Below are 14,947 nucleotides of genomic sequence, written 5' to 3'. Positions count from 1 at the left end.
ACCTTAAGGCAGCGGTGAAAACGGCGAGCGACCGTCGGCCGATTGCAGCTCAAGCAGGTACTTGCGGAAGATCTGCCCCAGGATCTGGGTGGCAGTCTCGAGTTGTTCGCGGGGCATTTGCTCGGCGACCAGGTCGGCGGTGTCGAGCGCGTCTTCGGCGCCGTTGACCGCAGCCATTTTCAGCACGATGTACGCCTGAATGTTATTGGCCGGAACGCCTTCACCCTTGAAGAACATGGTGCCCAGCTGAAACTGCGCCATGGCGTGGCCTTGCAGCGACGCTTGTTCGAAGTAGCTCAGGGCCTGATTGAGGTCTTGCGGGGCGTTTTTACCGTCGTAATAGAACTCACCCAGCTCGTATTGAGCTTCTGCATCCCCGGTTTTTGCCGCCTCAACGCAGGCTGCCAGAGCTTCTTTGAGGTCTTCTGGCTGCGTATTGAGGGTGCAACGACCCATCGCTGGAATCAACAGCGAGTTGCCACCTGCCTGAGCAAGCAACGGTTGAAGGAGCAACAGGCAGCCCAGTGCAAGGGCGCGGCCGGTGCGGTTCATGGGAATCGACGTACCTCTGAAAGGCGGGCATACCCGACCAAGGGATGAGTAGGCGCGCATTATGAAATAAGCGGAGGCCACCTTACAAAGTCTTTACTCGTTTTTCTGCTGCGTGACCGCCATATCGATTGATTTAAGACGATTTTGGACAGGTGGCATAAATGATTAGCCCCTCACGCGCATAAAAAGAACATAAACCCCTCTTTAACCACTGTAGGAGCTGCCGAGGCACGAAGGCTGCGATCTTTTAACAATCAAAAGATCGCAGCCTTCGGCAGCTCCTACGAGAGGCGGATCCCGCGGTGTTTGGGCAAAGGGTTATTTCAACGCAGCAAAAGCGCGCTCGGCAGCATCCAGGGTCAGTTTCAGTTCGGCGTCGCCGTGGGCAATCGAAGTGAAGCCGGCTTCAAACGCACTTGGCGCCAGGTACACGCCGCCGTCCAGCATCAGGTGGAAGAACCGCTTGAAGCGATCGGCATCGCTGGCCATGACGTCGTCGAAGGTCACGATGTCATCGGCTTCGCTGAAGTACAGGCCAAACATGGCACCCGCCTGGGTGGTCACAAAAGGAATGCCGGCAGCGTCTGCGCGTTCTTGCAGGCCTGCAAGCAGGCGCGTGGTGTAGTCGGTCAGCTCGTCATGGAAGCCTGCGCGGCTGATCAGGCGCAGGGTGGTCAGGCCGGCGGCCATCGCCAACGGGTTACCGGACAGCGTACCCGCCTGATACACCGGGCCCAGCGGGGCGATGTGCTGCATGATCTCGCGCTTGCCGCCGAAGCAGCCTACCGGCATGCCGCCGCCAATGATTTTGCCGAAGGTGCTCAGGTCGGGTGTGACGCCGTAGTGGGCTTGGGCGCCGCCCAGGGCTACACGGAAACCGGTCATCACTTCGTCAAAAATCAGCACGATGCCGTGCTGGTCGCACAGGCTGCGCAGGCCTTGCAGGAAGCCCGGCGCGGGTGGCACGCAGTTCATGTTGCCCGCCACCGGCTCAACAATGATGCACGCCACTGTATCGCCGACTTCTGCCAGCAACTGCGCAACGGCGTCGATGTCGTTAAAGGTGGTGGTCAGGGTGTGTTTGGCGAAGTCGGCCGGCACGCCGCCCGAGCTTGGAACGCCTTGGGTCAGTGCGCCGGAGCCGGCTTTTACCAGCAGGCTGTCGGAGTGGCCGTGGTAGCAGCCTTCGAACTTGAGGATGTTGTCACGCCCGGTAAAGCCGCGCGCCAGACGGATGGCGCTCATGGTGGCTTCTGTGCCGGAACTCACCATGCGGACCATTTCCATGGACGGCACAATCGAGCACACCAGGTCGGCCATCTCGGTTTCCATGGCGGTCGGGGCGCCGTAGGACAAGCCGTGTTGCAGTTGCGCACGCACCGCGTCCAGCACGTCCGGGTGGCTGTGGCCCAAAATCATCGGGCCCCACGAACCCACGTAGTCGACATAACGCTTGTCGTCTTCGTCAGTGACGTAGGCACCTTCGGCATGTTTGAAGAACAAAGGCGTGCCGCCCACGCTCTTGAAAGCACGAACAGGCGAGTTCACGCCGCCGGGGATGTGTTTTTGAGCGTTGGCAAACAGCGTTTCGGAACGAGACATGATGGGCTCTCTCTGAATCAGAATTCGGTATTTAAATAGACAGCAAGGCGTTGAACGCGCGGGCGCGTCGGGTCACTTCCTGCGTGCTGTCGGCGCCAAACAGGCCGTGCACCACGGCCAGCAAATCAGCCCCGCGCTCGACCAGCGGGGCGGCGTTGTCCAGGGTAATGCCGCCAATCACACAGATCGGCACGTTTATAAGCCTGGCGCGCGCCTGATTGATCACCTCGGGGGCCGCCGGGGCAGCGCCGGGCTTGGTGCTGGAGGTGAAAAAGCGCCCAAAGGCCACATAGGTGGCGCCTTCCTTCACTGCCTGCTCGGCCAGATCGATCTGGTCGTGGCACGTTGAGCCAATAATGGCCTTCCGGCCGAGCAGTGCCCGTGCAGGTGTCAGCGGGCCGTCGGTCTGGCCCAGGTGAACACCCACGCCCAGGCGCGCGGCCAGTTCGGCGTCATCGTTGATCAGCAAGTGCGCCTTATAACGATCGCACAGGTGCTTCAACGCCTCGGCCTCGCGCAAGCGGCGGGCCTCATCGGTGCTTTTGTCGCGGTACTGCAACAGTGTCAGGCCGCCATCCAGCGCCGCCTCGACATACTCAAGGCATTTGCCGGCCAGCAGTTGGCTATCGGTGATTGCGTAAAGACCACGCAGCTTCATGGGTCGAGCCTCATTCGTTACGAACAGAAGTCCAGCGGTAAGCGCCGGGGCACAAATTGGCCCTGGCCCAGTTGCTCGGCATCACGCAGGGTGCGCCACGTGTAGTTGAGCGCCGTCTCGACCGCGCTGACCAGGTTTTCGCCAATGGCCAAACGCCCGGCCAGGGTGCTGGCCAAGGTGCAGCCCGAGCCGTGATAGCTGCCCGGCAGACGATAGCAGGTGAAGGTGTGACGGCTGCCGTCGCGGCTGTACAGGCGGTTATGGACTTCGTGTTCATCGCCGTGTCCGCCGGTGATGAGCAGGTGTTTGCAGAAAGGCAGGAGTTTTTCGGCGCATTCATCGGCGCTGCCCTCAGGCAGTTCGGCCAGAATGCGGGCCTCAGGCAGGTTGGGCGTGGCGATCACGGCCAGGGGCAGCAAGCGCTCGCGCATGGCGTAGCCCACTTCGTCTTTACCCAGTCGACCGCCGCCGCCCGCGCGCAGTACCGGGTCACAGACCATCGGCAGATGCGGGTGGGCTTGAAGCAGCTCGACCACGGTGTCGACCATTTCCAATGAGCCGAGCATGCCCAGCTTGACGGCCGCAACCGTGGAGTCGCTGAGCACGGCGTTGGCTTGCGCCAGCACCCACTCTCGATCCAGCACGCGGAAGTCGCTGACATTCACGGTGTTCTGCACAGTCAAGGCGGTGACCACGGGGGCCGCGTGACAACCTTGAGCCAGCAGGGCTTCGATATCTGCCTGCAAGCCGGCACCCCCACTGGGGTCATGGCCGGAGAGACAGAGGACAACGGGGCGAGAGCTGTAGATATTCATGGTGCGCGAGCTTACCACCAAACGCTTTTTTGCGGCTGTTTGGTCCGCTGATTTGTATGATGGCCATGCGGCTCCATCGGGATGGCTATGCTAAAGTGAGCCCCACATTACTAACAGGTAAGACGGTCGACGCGGTCTCAAACGGAACAGGAGATTCTGCACGTAACCGGGCGGACCACGCTGGGGCTGTATGCGCTATTTGCTGATTATGATGCTGGGCTGGCTACCGATGCTGGCCGGCGCAGTCGAGTTCGACGAAACCACCCAGAGCCTGCCCTTGGGTCGAGTGATGCAGGTCTTCGAAGATGTGGGAGGCCAGGCGACGTTGAGCGATGTGATCGCCAACCCGGGTCTGTTCAAGCTCCACACCAAAGACACGCTGAATGCAGGGTACTCGCGCTCGGCCTTCTGGCTAAAAATTGATCTGCGCTACTTGCCCAAAGACCCAGCAGCACACCGCACCTGGTTGATGGAGCTGGCGTATCCGCCGCTGGACAACATCGACCTGTACCTGGCCGATGCAGCAGGCAACTACTACCTGGCTGAGCGCACCGGCGATGCCTTGCCCTTCGGCAGCCGGCAGATCAAAGAAAACAACTACCTCTTCGAACTCCATTTCAGCCCTGGGCAAAGCCAGACTGTCTACCTGCGTCTGGCCAGCGAAGGCTCGATTCAAGCACCGCTCACCTTGTGGTCTGCGCAGGCCTACCTCGAAGAACAGCCCCAGCGCATTTATGTGCTGGGCCTGATTTACGGGGTTCTGCTGGGGATGCTGGTGTACAACCTGTTCATCTACATCAGCGTGCGTGACACCAGCTACCTGTATTACATCGTCTACATGGCCTCGTTTGGCCTGTACCAGCTCGCGGTCAACGGCGCAGCGGTGCAGTATTTCTGGCCCAACAACCCGTGGTGGGCCAACGCGTCGGTGCCGTTTTTGATCGGTTCAGCTGCGCTATTTGGCTGCCAGTTTGCGCGCTCTTTTTTGCAGATCGGCTCGCAAAGCCGCTGGCTGGACCGTGCGCTGATCCTGCTGATGGGCATGGGTGCGCTGGTCATGCTGCTGTCGCTGGTCACCAGTTATGCTGTGGCTCTGCGGCTGGCCACGGCGCTGGCGCTGGCGTTTATCGTGGTCATCTTTGTTGCGGGCGTGGTGGCCTGGGCCCGTGGTTTGAGGGTGGCGCGCTACTTTGTAATTGCCTGGTCGGCATTTTTGCTCGGTGGTCTGGTCAACACGCTGATGGTTCTGGGCTACCTGCCGAACGTCTTCCTGACCATGTACGCCAGCCAGATCGGCTCGGCGGTCGAAGGCTGCCTGCTGTCGCTGGCGCTGGCCGACCGGATCAACGCCATGCGTGACCTGCATGCGCGCACCTTGCAAGAAACCGGGCAAAAACTGGCGGCCATGAACCAGCAACTGGCCCGCACCAACCAGCTTAAAGACGAGTTCCTGTCCACGGTCACCCACGAACTGCGCACGCCCATGAACGGGGTTATCGGTTCGTTGGAGTTGATCAAAACCCTGGACATGGGCTCTGAACTCGAACTCTACACCCAGACCGCCGAAGGCTCGGCGCGGCAAATGATGGGCATGGTCAATGGCATTTTGTCCTTGACCGAGTTGCAGGCCGGTCGCCTCGCGGCCGAGTTGCAGCCCTTTAGTCTTGGCGAACTGCTCAAAGGCCTGAGTGCTGAATTCGCCCCAAAGGCCCGCAGTAAAGGGCTGACTTTTTCGTATGACATTGCCCACGGTTTGCCTGATCACTGGGTTGGGGATGAAGCGAAAATTCGCCAGTGCCTCGAATGCTTGCTGGATAACGCCATCAAGTTCACCTGCGAAGGCGGGGTAATTTTACGCGTGACCGGCAACGCCATCGACGAGGCGCGCTGGTCGTTGGCGTTCAATGTGATCGACAGCGGTATCGGCTTTGTTCATCAGGAACGGGCCGAACTGTACCAGCACTTCTTCCAGGTCGATGGTTCCATGACCCGCAACTACGGCGGCCTGGGGATTGGTTTGGCTATTTGCCGGCGCTTGGTAGAGCTGATGGGCGGCCAGTTGACTCACCATTCGCAGCCGCGTCAGGGCTCGCAGTTCCAGGTTTCGCTGGAGCTTGAGGCATTGGCCCCGGCCACCCAGAGCACTGTCCTGAACCTGAAAAAAAGCCCGATGGAGTGCACCGTGTTGCTGGTTGAAGACCACGACGTCGGTGCGCCAGACCTGTACGGCATGCTGCTCGCATTGGGCTATCGGGTGCATTGCGCCGACAGCGGTCAGGCCGCCATCGACCTGCTGCGCCGCGAACGCGTCGATGCAGTGTTGCTCGGTTGCCCGCTGGCGCGGATTACCGCCACGTCAAAAGACGCTCAACTGCTGACCCTGGCGGTGTGTTTGCAACTGCCGGTGCTGGCGGTGTTTGAGTCTGCCGCTGAGGCCCAAGCGGCGCGTGTGCAGGTCGATGCGATCACCGATGCTTTGATCAAACCGCTGGGTATCGATGACGTGCAGCAGGCCCTTGCGCAGCGCCTGTTGGTGGTCGGTGAGGGCAAAAGCGCCGGGTCTTAGGCGCATATGCCACTTGTGATGGTGGCTGTGCGTGCTTCACTGGGTCATTGGATTGATCCGAGGAGCCTGCACCATGAACCTGCATCAATACGCCGAAACCCACCAGGTGACCAATCAGCCGCCGTCGTTGGACGGCATCAATCTGTACCGTATTGACTTGCCGTTGCAGCACTGGAGCCAGCACTTCGGTGCGGGTTGGGCGCAAGGGCGGATTGATCAGTACGGTGCGCTGGCCGGTGGGCCGTTGATGGCAGCGGGCTTTTTGGCCAATGAACACAAACCGGTGTTTGTCAGCCATGACCGCTTTGGCCATCGGATCGATCTGGTGGAGTTTCACCCCGCGTACCACGAACTGATGCGTACCGCGATTGAGCACGGCTTGCCGTCCTTGCCCTGGACCGACCCGCAGCCCGGCGCTCATGTGGCCCGGGCGTCCATGACCTACCTGCACAGCCAGGCCGAAGCCGGCAGTGGCTGCCCGTTGACCATGACCTTCGCCAGCGTTCCGGCTTTGCGCCTGCAACCGGACATTGCCCACGTATGGCTGCCCAAAGTGCTGGCCACTCAATACGACCCGCGTAACGTCGACATCAGCCAAAAAGCCGGGGTCACCCTGGGCATGGCAATGACCGAAAAACAGGGCGGCACCGATGTGCGCGCCAACACCACCCGCGCCTACCCGGTGGGCGCTGCCGGGCCGGGGCAGGCGTATGAGCTGCTTGGGCACAAATGGTTTTGCTCGGCGCCCATGTGCGATGGTTTTTTGACCTTGGCGCAAACCGACAAAGGCCTGAGCTGTTTTCTGCTGCCGCGCCACCGCCCCGATGGCAGCCGTAATGATTTCTATATCCAGCGTCTGAAAAACAAACTGGGCAACAGCTCAAATGCCTCCAGCGAAGTCGAGTTCCGTGGGGCGCTGGCGTGGATGATCGGCGAAGAAGGGCGCGGCGTGCCGACGATCATTGAAATGGTCGCCATGACCCGCTTCGACTGCATGGTGGGCTCCAGCGCGCTGATGAGGCAGGCGCTGACCCAGGCCAGCCATCACTGTGCGCACCGCTTGGTGGGCGGCCGGGTGTTGGCTGAACAACCCTTGATGCAAAACGTGCTGGCTGATTTGGCGCTGGAAAGCGAGGCCGCGCTGGCCTTGAGCCTGCGCATGGGCCGTGCGCTTGACCATCTGGATGACTCGCACGAGGCCCGTTTCTCGCGGCTGGTAACGGCGGTGGGCAAATATTGGATCTGCAAACGCGCGCCGGCCATGATCAACGAAGCGGCGGAATGCATGGGCGGCGCGGGGTATGTTGAAGACAGCATCTTGCCGCGCCTGTACCGCGAGGCGCCGGTCAACTCAACGTGGGAAGGCTCCGGCAATGTGCAATGCCTCGACGTGTTACGCGCTTTGTCCAAAGAGCCGGGCGTGCTGGACGCGTTGTTTGCCGAACTGGGTGATGGCCATGGCGATGCACGTTTGGCACAGCACATTGTGCGGTTGCAGCAGGCCTTTAAAGACACCGATGACATTCAATACCGCGCTCGCCAACTGACCGAAGACATCGCCTTGGGCTTACAGGCCAAACTGCTTTTGGAAGCCGGTAACAGCGACGTCAGCGACGCCTTTATTGCCAGTCGGCTACACGGTAGCGGTCGCGCCTACGGCAACCTGCCACGCGGCCTGAACGTCGTCGCCATCGTCGAGCGCTCAACCCCGCACATCCTTTAACCCTCACCCACCCATGCACTGTGGGAGCGGGCTTGCTCGCGATAAAGACAACTCGGTCTGTCTGTGGCACCGAGTCAATCCAATCGCGAGCAAGCCCGCTCCCACCGATCGTACGGCTACAGGGTTTTGTGGTGTGCCCGGTATGCTTTAACGATTGATACAGGCAAGATAAAGCCCTGCCAGTTCAGAAGACAGGATGCTTATCGTGACCGAAGCTTTTATTGTCGTTTCAACCGCTGCCGAGGCTGTCGACCGCCTTGCGGCCCTGCATGAACGCGCAACCACGGCGTTAAGCCAGGCACTCAAGCGCTACCTGAAAGACCGGATCGAACCGACCCCGGAAGAACGTGCCCTGTTTCGTTACCCGGAACTGCGTCTGACCTACCGCATCCATGGCGAAGTCCCGACCACCACCCGTGCTTATGCCAAGGTGCAACTGCCTGGCACTTACAGCGTCACCGTCACCCATCCCGCCGCGTTCCGTCACTACCTGCTGGAGCAGTTGGTGCCGTTGATGCGTGATTTCACCGTGGTGGTCGAAGTCGGTGTCAGCCAGCAAGACATCCCGTACCCGTACGTGGTTGAGCAGGGCGACGAGCTTGCAGGCTCCGGCGTTACGGCCGCCGCGCTGGCGCGGGTGTTCCCGAGTACCGACCTGTCGGCCGCCACCGATGGCATCGCCGATGGCCTGTACGACTGGGAAAACACTGATCCGCTGCCTCTGGCGCTGTTTGATGCGGCTCGTGTCGACTTCTCGCTGCGCCGCCTGGTGCACTACACCGGCAGCGACTGGCGCCATGTGCAGCCGTGGATCCTGCTGACCAACTACCACCGCTACGTGGACCAGTTCATCCTCCATGGCCTTGAGCAACTGCGCGATGACCCGCGTTTTGTGCGCATGGTCATGCCCGGTAACGTGATCATCGAAAAGTCCATGGACTACGGCGAAGCCCAGGCAATTGCTGCCGGAGTGGTCTGGCACCGCTATCAAATGCCGGCGTATCACTTGCAGGCCAGCGACGGCCACGGCATCACCCTGGTGAACATCGGTGTCGGCCCTTCCAACGCGAAAAACATCACCGACCACCTGGCCGTGCTGCGCCCGCATTGCTGGTTGATGATCGGCCACTGCGGCGGGCTGCGCCAATCGCAGACCATCGGTGACTACGTGCTGGCTCACGCCTACATGCGTCGCGACGGGATTCTGGACCGCGTCGTACCGCCGAACATCCCGATCCCGGCACTGGCCGAAGTGCAACTGGCGTTGCAGGAAGCAGCTGCCCAGGTCACTGGCGAGCGCGGCGATGAGCTGAAAAAACGCTTGCGCACCGGCACCGTGTTGACCTACGACGACCGTAACTGGGAGTTGCGCTGGGCGCAGGAGCGTCCGCTGATCAACCTGTCCCGTGCGGTCGCGGTGGACATGGAAAGCGGCACCATCGCGGCCCAGGGCTACCGTTTGCGGGTGCCGTACGGCACGTTGCTGTGTGTCTCGGACAAACCCCTGCACAGCGAAATCAAACTGCCGGGCTCGGCCAACGCGTTCTATGAACGGGCCGTGAGCCAGCATCTCAAGATCGGCATTGCCGCAGTCGACCTCATGCGCGGCCAGCTCAACTCGCTGCACTCGCGCAAACTGCGCAGCTTCGACGAACCGCCATTCCGTTGATTCAAGTGGTCATTTAGCGATCAGGGCACTAGCATGACCAGCCCTGATCGCTAGATGTTTTTTTTGTCATGTCCCGTCCTGCTCGTCCCGCCCCACGCCGTCCGGCATCTAAAAGCACCAACTCCAATGCCGCCAATCGCCGTGTGGCCAAGGCACCGCCAGTTGAGCCCAAGTTGTTTCTGTTCAACAAGCCGTTCGACGTCCTGACCCAGTTCAGCGACGAAGGCGGGCGGGCGACCCTCAAAGACTTTATCCCGATCCCGGGGATCTACCCGGCCGGGCGCCTGGACCGTGACAGCGAAGGCTTGCTGCTGCTGACCAATGACGGCCAGCTACAGGCCAAAATCGCCGACCCCAAGCACAAACTGCCAAAAACCTATTGGGTGCAGGTTGAGGGTGAGCCCACAGCAGAGCAATTGCAGCAACTGCGTGAAGGTGTGCAATTGAATGACGGCAAAACCCTGCCCGCCGAAGCGCGAGCGCTGGAAGAACCTGAACTGTGGCCGCGTAACCCGCCGGTGCGGTTTCGCAAAAGCGTCCCGACGTCGTGGCTGGAGCTGGTGATTCGCGAGGGGCGTAACCGCCAGGTGCGGCGCATGACGGCGGCGGTGGGGTTGCCGACGCTGCGTCTGGTGCGGGTGCGCATCGGCGACTGGACGATTGAGGGGCTGGAGCAAGGCCACTACAAAGAAGTGCCGGCGCGGTTATAACGCGCCCGACTCGATCAGGCCGATCACCACGCTTTTGATCACAAACGCGGCGACCCCAAGCCCGAGCACAAAAAACAGAATCATCGAACCAAAGCGCCCGGCCTTGGACTTTTTCGCCAGGTCCCAGACGATAAAGCCCATAAACAGGATCAGCACGCTGACCAGTATCGTCATCATCCATTCTTCAAATACGGCAGGATCCATTGGGGTCTCCAATCGGTCGCGTGTTGGGGCACTCGCAAACCTGTAGCCGCTGCCGCAGGCTGCGATAAGGGCCGAAGGACCTTCGTTTGTGCGTGCTGAGCCGGGGTTGCTACGCAACCCATCGCAGCCTTCGGCAGCGACTATAGGGTGTTAATCACGTACGCAAATGCGTCAACGGCAACTCGGTGCTGTTGAGCACCTGGTTCAGCACAAAACTGGAACGTACGCTGGTCACGCCATCAATCCGGGTCAAGTGGCCCAGCAGCAGCTTTTGATAATGGTCCATGTCCGGCACGACTACTTTCAACTGGTAATCGGCGTCTATGCCCGTCACCAGGCTGCACTCCAGCACTTGCGGCAGCGTACGAATCGCCGCTTCAAAGTTCTCAAAACGCTCAGGGGTATGGCGGTCCATGCCGATCAGCACGTAGGCCGTGAGGCTCAACCCCAGCAGCTTGCGGTCCAGCAACGCGACCTGACGCGAGATATAGCCGTCGTCTTCCAGTTGCTTGACCCTACGTGAGCAAGGCGAAGGCGACAGCCCGATACGTTCGGCCAATTCCTGGTTAGAGATGCGCGCATCACGCTGTAATTCCGCCAAAATGCTTAGGTCGTACCGGTCCAGTTTGCTCACGTAGACACCCTTTGTAATAACTATTGCGGCAAAGTATCCATCTGAAGGCAAAAATTGCGCAAGTGCTATTTTATTCAGCAATCTTCGCAATCCTCTGCCGGCGCCTCAGGCCTATTCTTATTACCAGAATCACTGCCCGGACATAGAGTCCACTGCGGCCGCCGAATCAGGCCTGCCGCGGCCGCCAACCCAACAGGGTTGCCCCGGCCCCCGGGCTACGCACTGTCCAGAAGACGGGGCGAGGTGAGCCAACATCACAAGTGTTGAGCCAGGACGGAAAAATTCAAAGGGCGACCGACGGGTCGCCCTTTTTTATTGTGCGCGCAAATTAAGTACACAACCCCTAGCCTTGAGCAGAACCGCTTTGCGGTTTTCCAGTCTTATGATTACGCGCCCCCTAACCCGAGTGAGGAACATCATGAAATCGCGCATCTGGCGTTTGGCCACGGTTGGCTTGCTCTGTGTGAGTGTCACCGGCCAAGTACTGGCTGATGAGCGAGGGGATGGAAACTCTCAAGAAGCACGACCCAACGCTGGTCAGCATTGGCAAGAAGGTAATCAGCCGCGCGGTGAGCAGCGCCAGGGCCGACCGGAGGGTTGGCAGGGCAATACGCAGCGCCCTGAGAATAGGCCGCAGCAAGGCAATCAGCCGCGCCCTGAAAATCGCCCGCCGCAGGCTAATCAGCCTCGCCCGGAGTTTCATCCACAGCCCGGCAATCCTGGCCCTCAACAGCATTTTGAGGTGCGCCCCGGGCAGCAGCATCCTGGGCCTCCCGTGAGTAACCTGCCGATTCAGCCGCGCCCAAATGCTGTGCAGCAGACTCAGATGCCCAGCCGGGGTGGCAACCAGAACTGGCAGGCCGGTGGTCAAAACTTCAGGCCCGGTGGCAATAATGTTCACCCCAATGATGTGCGCTGGGCCGGTCGCCCGGAAGGGCATGGCAATGGCTGGGGGCCTGGCCCGCAATACCGTCCCGGTTATGCCATTGACCGGTTCCCGGGCCAATATCGCCAAGTGCCGTATCGCGGGCAGAACTTCTTCTTTTCAGGGGGCTACTGGTATCGCCCCGAAGGTCCGCGCTACATCGTGGTGCAGCCGCCCTACGGGATTCGCGTCAGCATCATCCCCAGTTATGCGCGTGAGGTGTGGGTAGGTAGTTCGCTGTTCTTCCTCGCGGCCGGGTCTTATTACGCGTACCAGCCGGCAACCCAGGACTACATCGTGGTCGAACCACCGGCGACGATTGTGCAGCCAGCGCCGCAACCGGTGAGTAACGGTTATGACGTGGTGGCGTATCCGGCCAATGGCCAGACCCCGGCGCAAATTGATCAGGACCGTTACGACTGCTACCGCTGGGCGGTTGACCAGAGCCATTTCGATCCGGCCCACATTGCCTACGCCCCCGCGCCGGCCGTGGTGCAGACCTACCGGCAGGCTGAGGGCAATTGCTTGAATAGTCGTGGGTATCAGGTGACGTATTAAAACTGCCGGGTTGCTCAGCAACCCTTCGCAGCCTTTGGCAGCGACTACGGCGCTGCCTTGGGTTTGACGACCTCCTGCGGGTCCGCATGCACCAGCACTTCGGCCCGTGGGTAGGCGTTTTCGATGGCTGCCGCCACTTGGTCACTCAAGGTGTGAGCGTCCAGCAAGCTGAGTTGGCCCGGCAGTTCAAGGTGCAGTTGCACAAACCAGATGTTGCCCGAGATCCGGGTGCGTAAATCGTGTGCGCCCAAAACACCCGGCACAGCGCAGGCCAAAGCCAGCATGTTTTCGCTGACGTCGGTGGGTAACTCTTCGTCCATCAGTACCGAAAAACTCTCGCGTGCAATCTGGAAGGCGCTCCAGAGGATGTACACCGCAATCCCCAGACCAAACCACGCATCCAGCTGCGAGAAGCCCACGGCGGCGAAGACCAGCGCAACCAGAATGCTGCCGTTGAGCATCAGGTCCGAACGGTAATGCAGCGAATCTGCGCGCACTGCGTTGGAGCCCGTGGCCTTGATTACGCGGTGTTGCAGGATCAGCAGGCCCACGGTCATCACCAGCGAGAACACAATCACGGCAATGCTGATCCACGGCGCGTTGACCGGCTCTGGGTGTTTCAATCGGTCGAACGCCTGAAAGGCAATCAGCACCGCACTTACGCCAATAAACAGCGCTTGCGCCATGCCCGCCAACGATTCCGCCTTGCCGTGCCCATAGCGGTGATCGTCATCGGCCGGGCGCAGGGCGTAATGCACCGCCAGCAGGTTGAGGAACGAGGTCACGCCATCGAGCAATGAGTCTGTCAGCCCGGCGAGCATGCTGACCGAACCACTGAGCCACCAGGCGATGGCTTTGGTGATGATCAAAATACTGGCCACCGCCACCGAGGCGCGGGTGGCCAGGCGTAACAGGCGAGCGTGTTCCGGACTGCTGGTCATTGGCCTTCCTTTATCAGGCTGCGGGGATCAAGCCATACATCGCTAATTGCTGGGTGCTGCCCTTGTGCTGGATCAGGCGTGGATCGTTCAGCGGGAAGCTGCGACCCAGCTCGCTTTCCAGAATGGCCTGCAGCTTGCTGTTATCCACTTTGCCGTCAGCACCAATGGCTTCCTGAAGTTTTTCCGGGGCGATTTGCGCGGTCTTGCCCGGCGGCAAATAAATAGCGCCGGTGGCGAAGTCGACGCCAAACGCAATCAGGCCCGGAATCACGTAAAACAACAGCCCGATGCCATCGAGCACCACCACCACCGGGTCGATCTTGCCATCAATCTGGCCACGACGATCGGGAAAGAAAATACTGCCGCAGGCAGTCAGTTGAGTGAGCAGCGTCGCAACCACGACACCGCCAATCACGCGGGAAAATGTACGCATAGGAAAACCTCTAACACGCTGAAGAATTAAGACCACGCTTAATGCATAACCGTTCGCCGTTATACTCGCCGCTCTGTTCTGGAGCCACCATGATTTCTTTGCCGATTGATGAAGTTTTACCTGCACTGCGTCAAGCCTTGCGTGAGCGCCACGAAGCGGTGCTCGAAGCACCGCCCGGCGCCGGTAAAACCACCCGTGTGCCGCTGGCCCTGTTGAATGAGCCATGGCTGGCCGGTCAGCGCATCGTGATGCTGGAGCCGCGGCGCCTGGCAGCGCGGGCTGCCGCCGAGCGATTGGCCAGCGAACTGGGTGAAAAAGTCGGCGAAACCGTGGGTTATCGCATCCGTCTGGACAGCAAAGTCGGCCCCGCCACGCGCATCGAAGTGGTCACTGAAGGCATTCTGACCCGCCGCCTGCAAGAAGACCCGGCGCTGGAAGGCGTCGGGCTGCTGATTTTTGATGAGTTCCATGAACGTAGTCTGGATGCCGATCTGGCGTTGGCCTTGAGTCTCAATGGCCGTGAGCTGTTTCGCGATGAGCAGCCGCTGAAAATTCTGCTGATGTCGGCCACCCTTGAAGGCGAGCGGTTGGCCAGCCTGCTAGACGATGCCCCGGTGTTGCGCAGCGAAGGCCGCATGTACCCGGTGGCGATGCGCTGGGGGCGGCCTTTTGTGCCGGGCGAGTTTATCGAGCCGCGAGTGGTGCAGACCGTGTTGGACGCTATCCATGACGAGAGCGGCAGCGTGCTGGTGTTTTTGCCCGGCCAGGCCGAGATCCGTCGCGTCACTCAACAATTGGCCGATGCGTTGGGCCAGCGCAGCGACATCGCGTTGTGCCCCTTGCATGGCGAACTGGATCTGGCCGCGCAGCGTGCCGCCATCGAACCGGCGCCCAGCGGCACACGCAAAGTGGTGCTGGCCACCAACATCGCGGAAACCAGCCTGACCATCGACGGCG

The 14,947-nt window shown here is 60.6% G+C and carries 14 protein-coding genes; 6 read left to right on the top strand and 8 right to left on the bottom strand.

Features of this window, described 5'->3' with window-relative positions:
• Positions 1 to 3 precede the first annotated feature (3 nt).
• From GHO41_RS20565 to GHO41_RS20550, 4 genes are all read right to left on the bottom strand, one after another.
• A complete protein-coding gene (locus GHO41_RS20565; RefSeq protein ID WP_048367611.1) occupies positions 4 to 552 on the bottom strand; it encodes a tetratricopeptide repeat protein in 549 nt (182 codons plus the stop codon).
• A gap of 318 nt (positions 553 to 870) precedes the next feature.
• Complete coding sequence (gene hemL / locus GHO41_RS20560; RefSeq protein WP_153434511.1) at positions 871 to 2,154, bottom strand: glutamate-1-semialdehyde 2,1-aminomutase; 1,284 nt, start codon at positions 2,152 to 2,154, stop codon at positions 871 to 873.
• Between the two features lie 31 nt (positions 2,155 to 2,185).
• A complete protein-coding gene (gene thiE, locus GHO41_RS20555) occupies positions 2,186 to 2,812 on the bottom strand; it encodes a thiamine phosphate synthase (protein WP_153434510.1) in 627 nt (208 codons plus the stop codon).
• A gap of 17 nt (positions 2,813 to 2,829) precedes the next feature.
• A complete protein-coding gene (locus tag GHO41_RS20550; protein WP_026014362.1) occupies positions 2,830 to 3,627 on the bottom strand; it encodes a hydroxymethylpyrimidine/phosphomethylpyrimidine kinase in 798 nt (265 codons plus the stop codon).
• A 190-nt stretch (positions 3,628 to 3,817) separates the two neighbouring features.
• Between GHO41_RS20550 and GHO41_RS20545 the strand changes: the two genes are divergently transcribed.
• The 4 genes from GHO41_RS20545 (at position 3,818) to GHO41_RS20530 (ending at position 10,295) form a co-directional block, all read left to right on the top strand.
• Complete coding sequence (locus GHO41_RS20545) at positions 3,818 to 6,193, top strand: hybrid sensor histidine kinase/response regulator (protein WP_153434509.1); 2,376 nt, start codon at positions 3,818 to 3,820, stop codon at positions 6,191 to 6,193.
• A 73-nt stretch (positions 6,194 to 6,266) separates the two neighbouring features.
• Complete coding sequence (locus GHO41_RS20540; RefSeq protein WP_153434508.1) at positions 6,267 to 7,916, top strand: acyl-CoA dehydrogenase family protein; 1,650 nt, start codon at positions 6,267 to 6,269, stop codon at positions 7,914 to 7,916.
• Positions 7,917 to 8,112: 196 nt separating this feature from the next.
• Complete coding sequence (gene amn / locus GHO41_RS20535; protein ID WP_153335827.1) at positions 8,113 to 9,585, top strand: AMP nucleosidase; 1,473 nt, start codon at positions 8,113 to 8,115, stop codon at positions 9,583 to 9,585.
• Between the two features lie 143 nt (positions 9,586 to 9,728).
• Complete coding sequence (locus tag GHO41_RS20530) at positions 9,729 to 10,295, top strand: pseudouridine synthase (RefSeq protein WP_371928985.1); 567 nt, start codon at positions 9,729 to 9,731, stop codon at positions 10,293 to 10,295.
• Here GHO41_RS20530 and GHO41_RS20525 read toward each other — a convergent pair.
• Entirely contained in the window at positions 10,290 to 10,499 is a 210-nt protein-coding gene (locus GHO41_RS20525) for a DUF2788 domain-containing protein (RefSeq protein WP_048367598.1), read from the bottom strand. The two genes, GHO41_RS20530 and GHO41_RS20525, sit on opposite strands and share 6 nt — an antisense overlap.
• 154 nt (positions 10,500 to 10,653) lie before the next feature.
• Positions 10,654 to 11,133: an Lrp/AsnC family transcriptional regulator gene (locus tag GHO41_RS20520; RefSeq protein WP_048367596.1), complete on the bottom strand. Its 480-nt coding sequence runs from the start codon at positions 11,131 to 11,133 to the stop codon at positions 10,654 to 10,656.
• 418 nt (positions 11,134 to 11,551) lie between these two features.
• On the opposite strand from GHO41_RS20520, the gene GHO41_RS20515 reads away from it, so the two are divergent.
• Positions 11,552 to 12,616, top strand: a complete 1,065-nt coding sequence (locus tag GHO41_RS20515; protein ID WP_153434506.1) for a DUF6515 family protein — start codon at positions 11,552 to 11,554, stop codon at positions 12,614 to 12,616.
• Between the two features lie 44 nt (positions 12,617 to 12,660).
• On the opposite strand, the gene GHO41_RS20510 is transcribed toward GHO41_RS20515, so the two are convergent.
• A complete protein-coding gene (locus tag GHO41_RS20510) occupies positions 12,661 to 13,557 on the bottom strand; it encodes a cation diffusion facilitator family transporter (protein ID WP_048390577.1) in 897 nt (298 codons plus the stop codon).
• Positions 13,558 to 13,570: 13 nt separating this feature from the next.
• Positions 13,571 to 13,990 (bottom strand): polyribonucleotide nucleotidyltransferase, encoded by a 420-nt coding sequence (locus GHO41_RS20505; RefSeq protein ID WP_153330307.1) that lies wholly within the window; start codon positions 13,988 to 13,990, stop codon positions 13,571 to 13,573.
• 89 nt (positions 13,991 to 14,079) lie between these two features.
• Here GHO41_RS20505 and GHO41_RS20500 point away from each other — a divergent pair.
• Positions 14,080 to 14,947 (top strand): DEAD/DEAH box helicase (locus GHO41_RS20500; RefSeq protein ID WP_153434505.1); only part of this gene is annotated, 868 nt, incomplete at its 3' end.

Origin of the sequence: Pseudomonas sp. FSL R10-0399 (assembly GCF_009600165.1) — a bacterium.
GTDB classification, from domain to species: Bacteria; Pseudomonadota; Gammaproteobacteria; order Pseudomonadales; family Pseudomonadaceae; genus Aquipseudomonas; species Aquipseudomonas helleri.
This window is presented reverse-complemented; position numbering and strand designations above follow the sequence as displayed.

Bases quoted from the DNA above. Each gene is read 5' to 3' on its own strand.
- GHO41_RS20565 (WP_048367611.1), bottom strand. From the start codon at position 552: ATGAACCGCACCGGCCGCGCCCTTGCACTGGGCTGCCTGTTGCTCCTT.
- hemL (WP_153434511.1), bottom strand. From the start codon at position 2,154: ATGTCTCGTTCCGAAACGCTGTTTGCCAACGCTCAAAAACACATCCCC.
- thiE (WP_153434510.1), bottom strand. From the start codon at position 2,812: ATGAAGCTGCGTGGTCTTTACGCAATCACCGATAGCCAACTGCTGGCC.
- GHO41_RS20550 (WP_026014362.1), bottom strand. From the start codon at position 3,627: ATGAATATCTACAGCTCTCGCCCCGTTGTCCTCTGTCTCTCCGGCCAT.
- GHO41_RS20545 (WP_153434509.1), top strand. From the start codon at position 3,818: ATGCGCTATTTGCTGATTATGATGCTGGGCTGGCTACCGATGCTGGCC.
- GHO41_RS20540 (WP_153434508.1), top strand. From the start codon at position 6,267: ATGAACCTGCATCAATACGCCGAAACCCACCAGGTGACCAATCAGCCG.
- amn (WP_153335827.1), top strand. From the start codon at position 8,113: ATGCTTATCGTGACCGAAGCTTTTATTGTCGTTTCAACCGCTGCCGAG.
- GHO41_RS20525 (WP_048367598.1), bottom strand. From the start codon at position 10,499: ATGGATCCTGCCGTATTTGAAGAATGGATGATGACGATACTGGTCAGC.
- GHO41_RS20515 (WP_153434506.1), top strand. From the start codon at position 11,552: ATGAAATCGCGCATCTGGCGTTTGGCCACGGTTGGCTTGCTCTGTGTG.
- GHO41_RS20510 (WP_048390577.1), bottom strand. From the start codon at position 13,557: ATGACCAGCAGTCCGGAACACGCTCGCCTGTTACGCCTGGCCACCCGC.
- GHO41_RS20505 (WP_153330307.1), bottom strand. From the start codon at position 13,990: ATGCGTACATTTTCCCGCGTGATTGGCGGTGTCGTGGTTGCGACGCTG.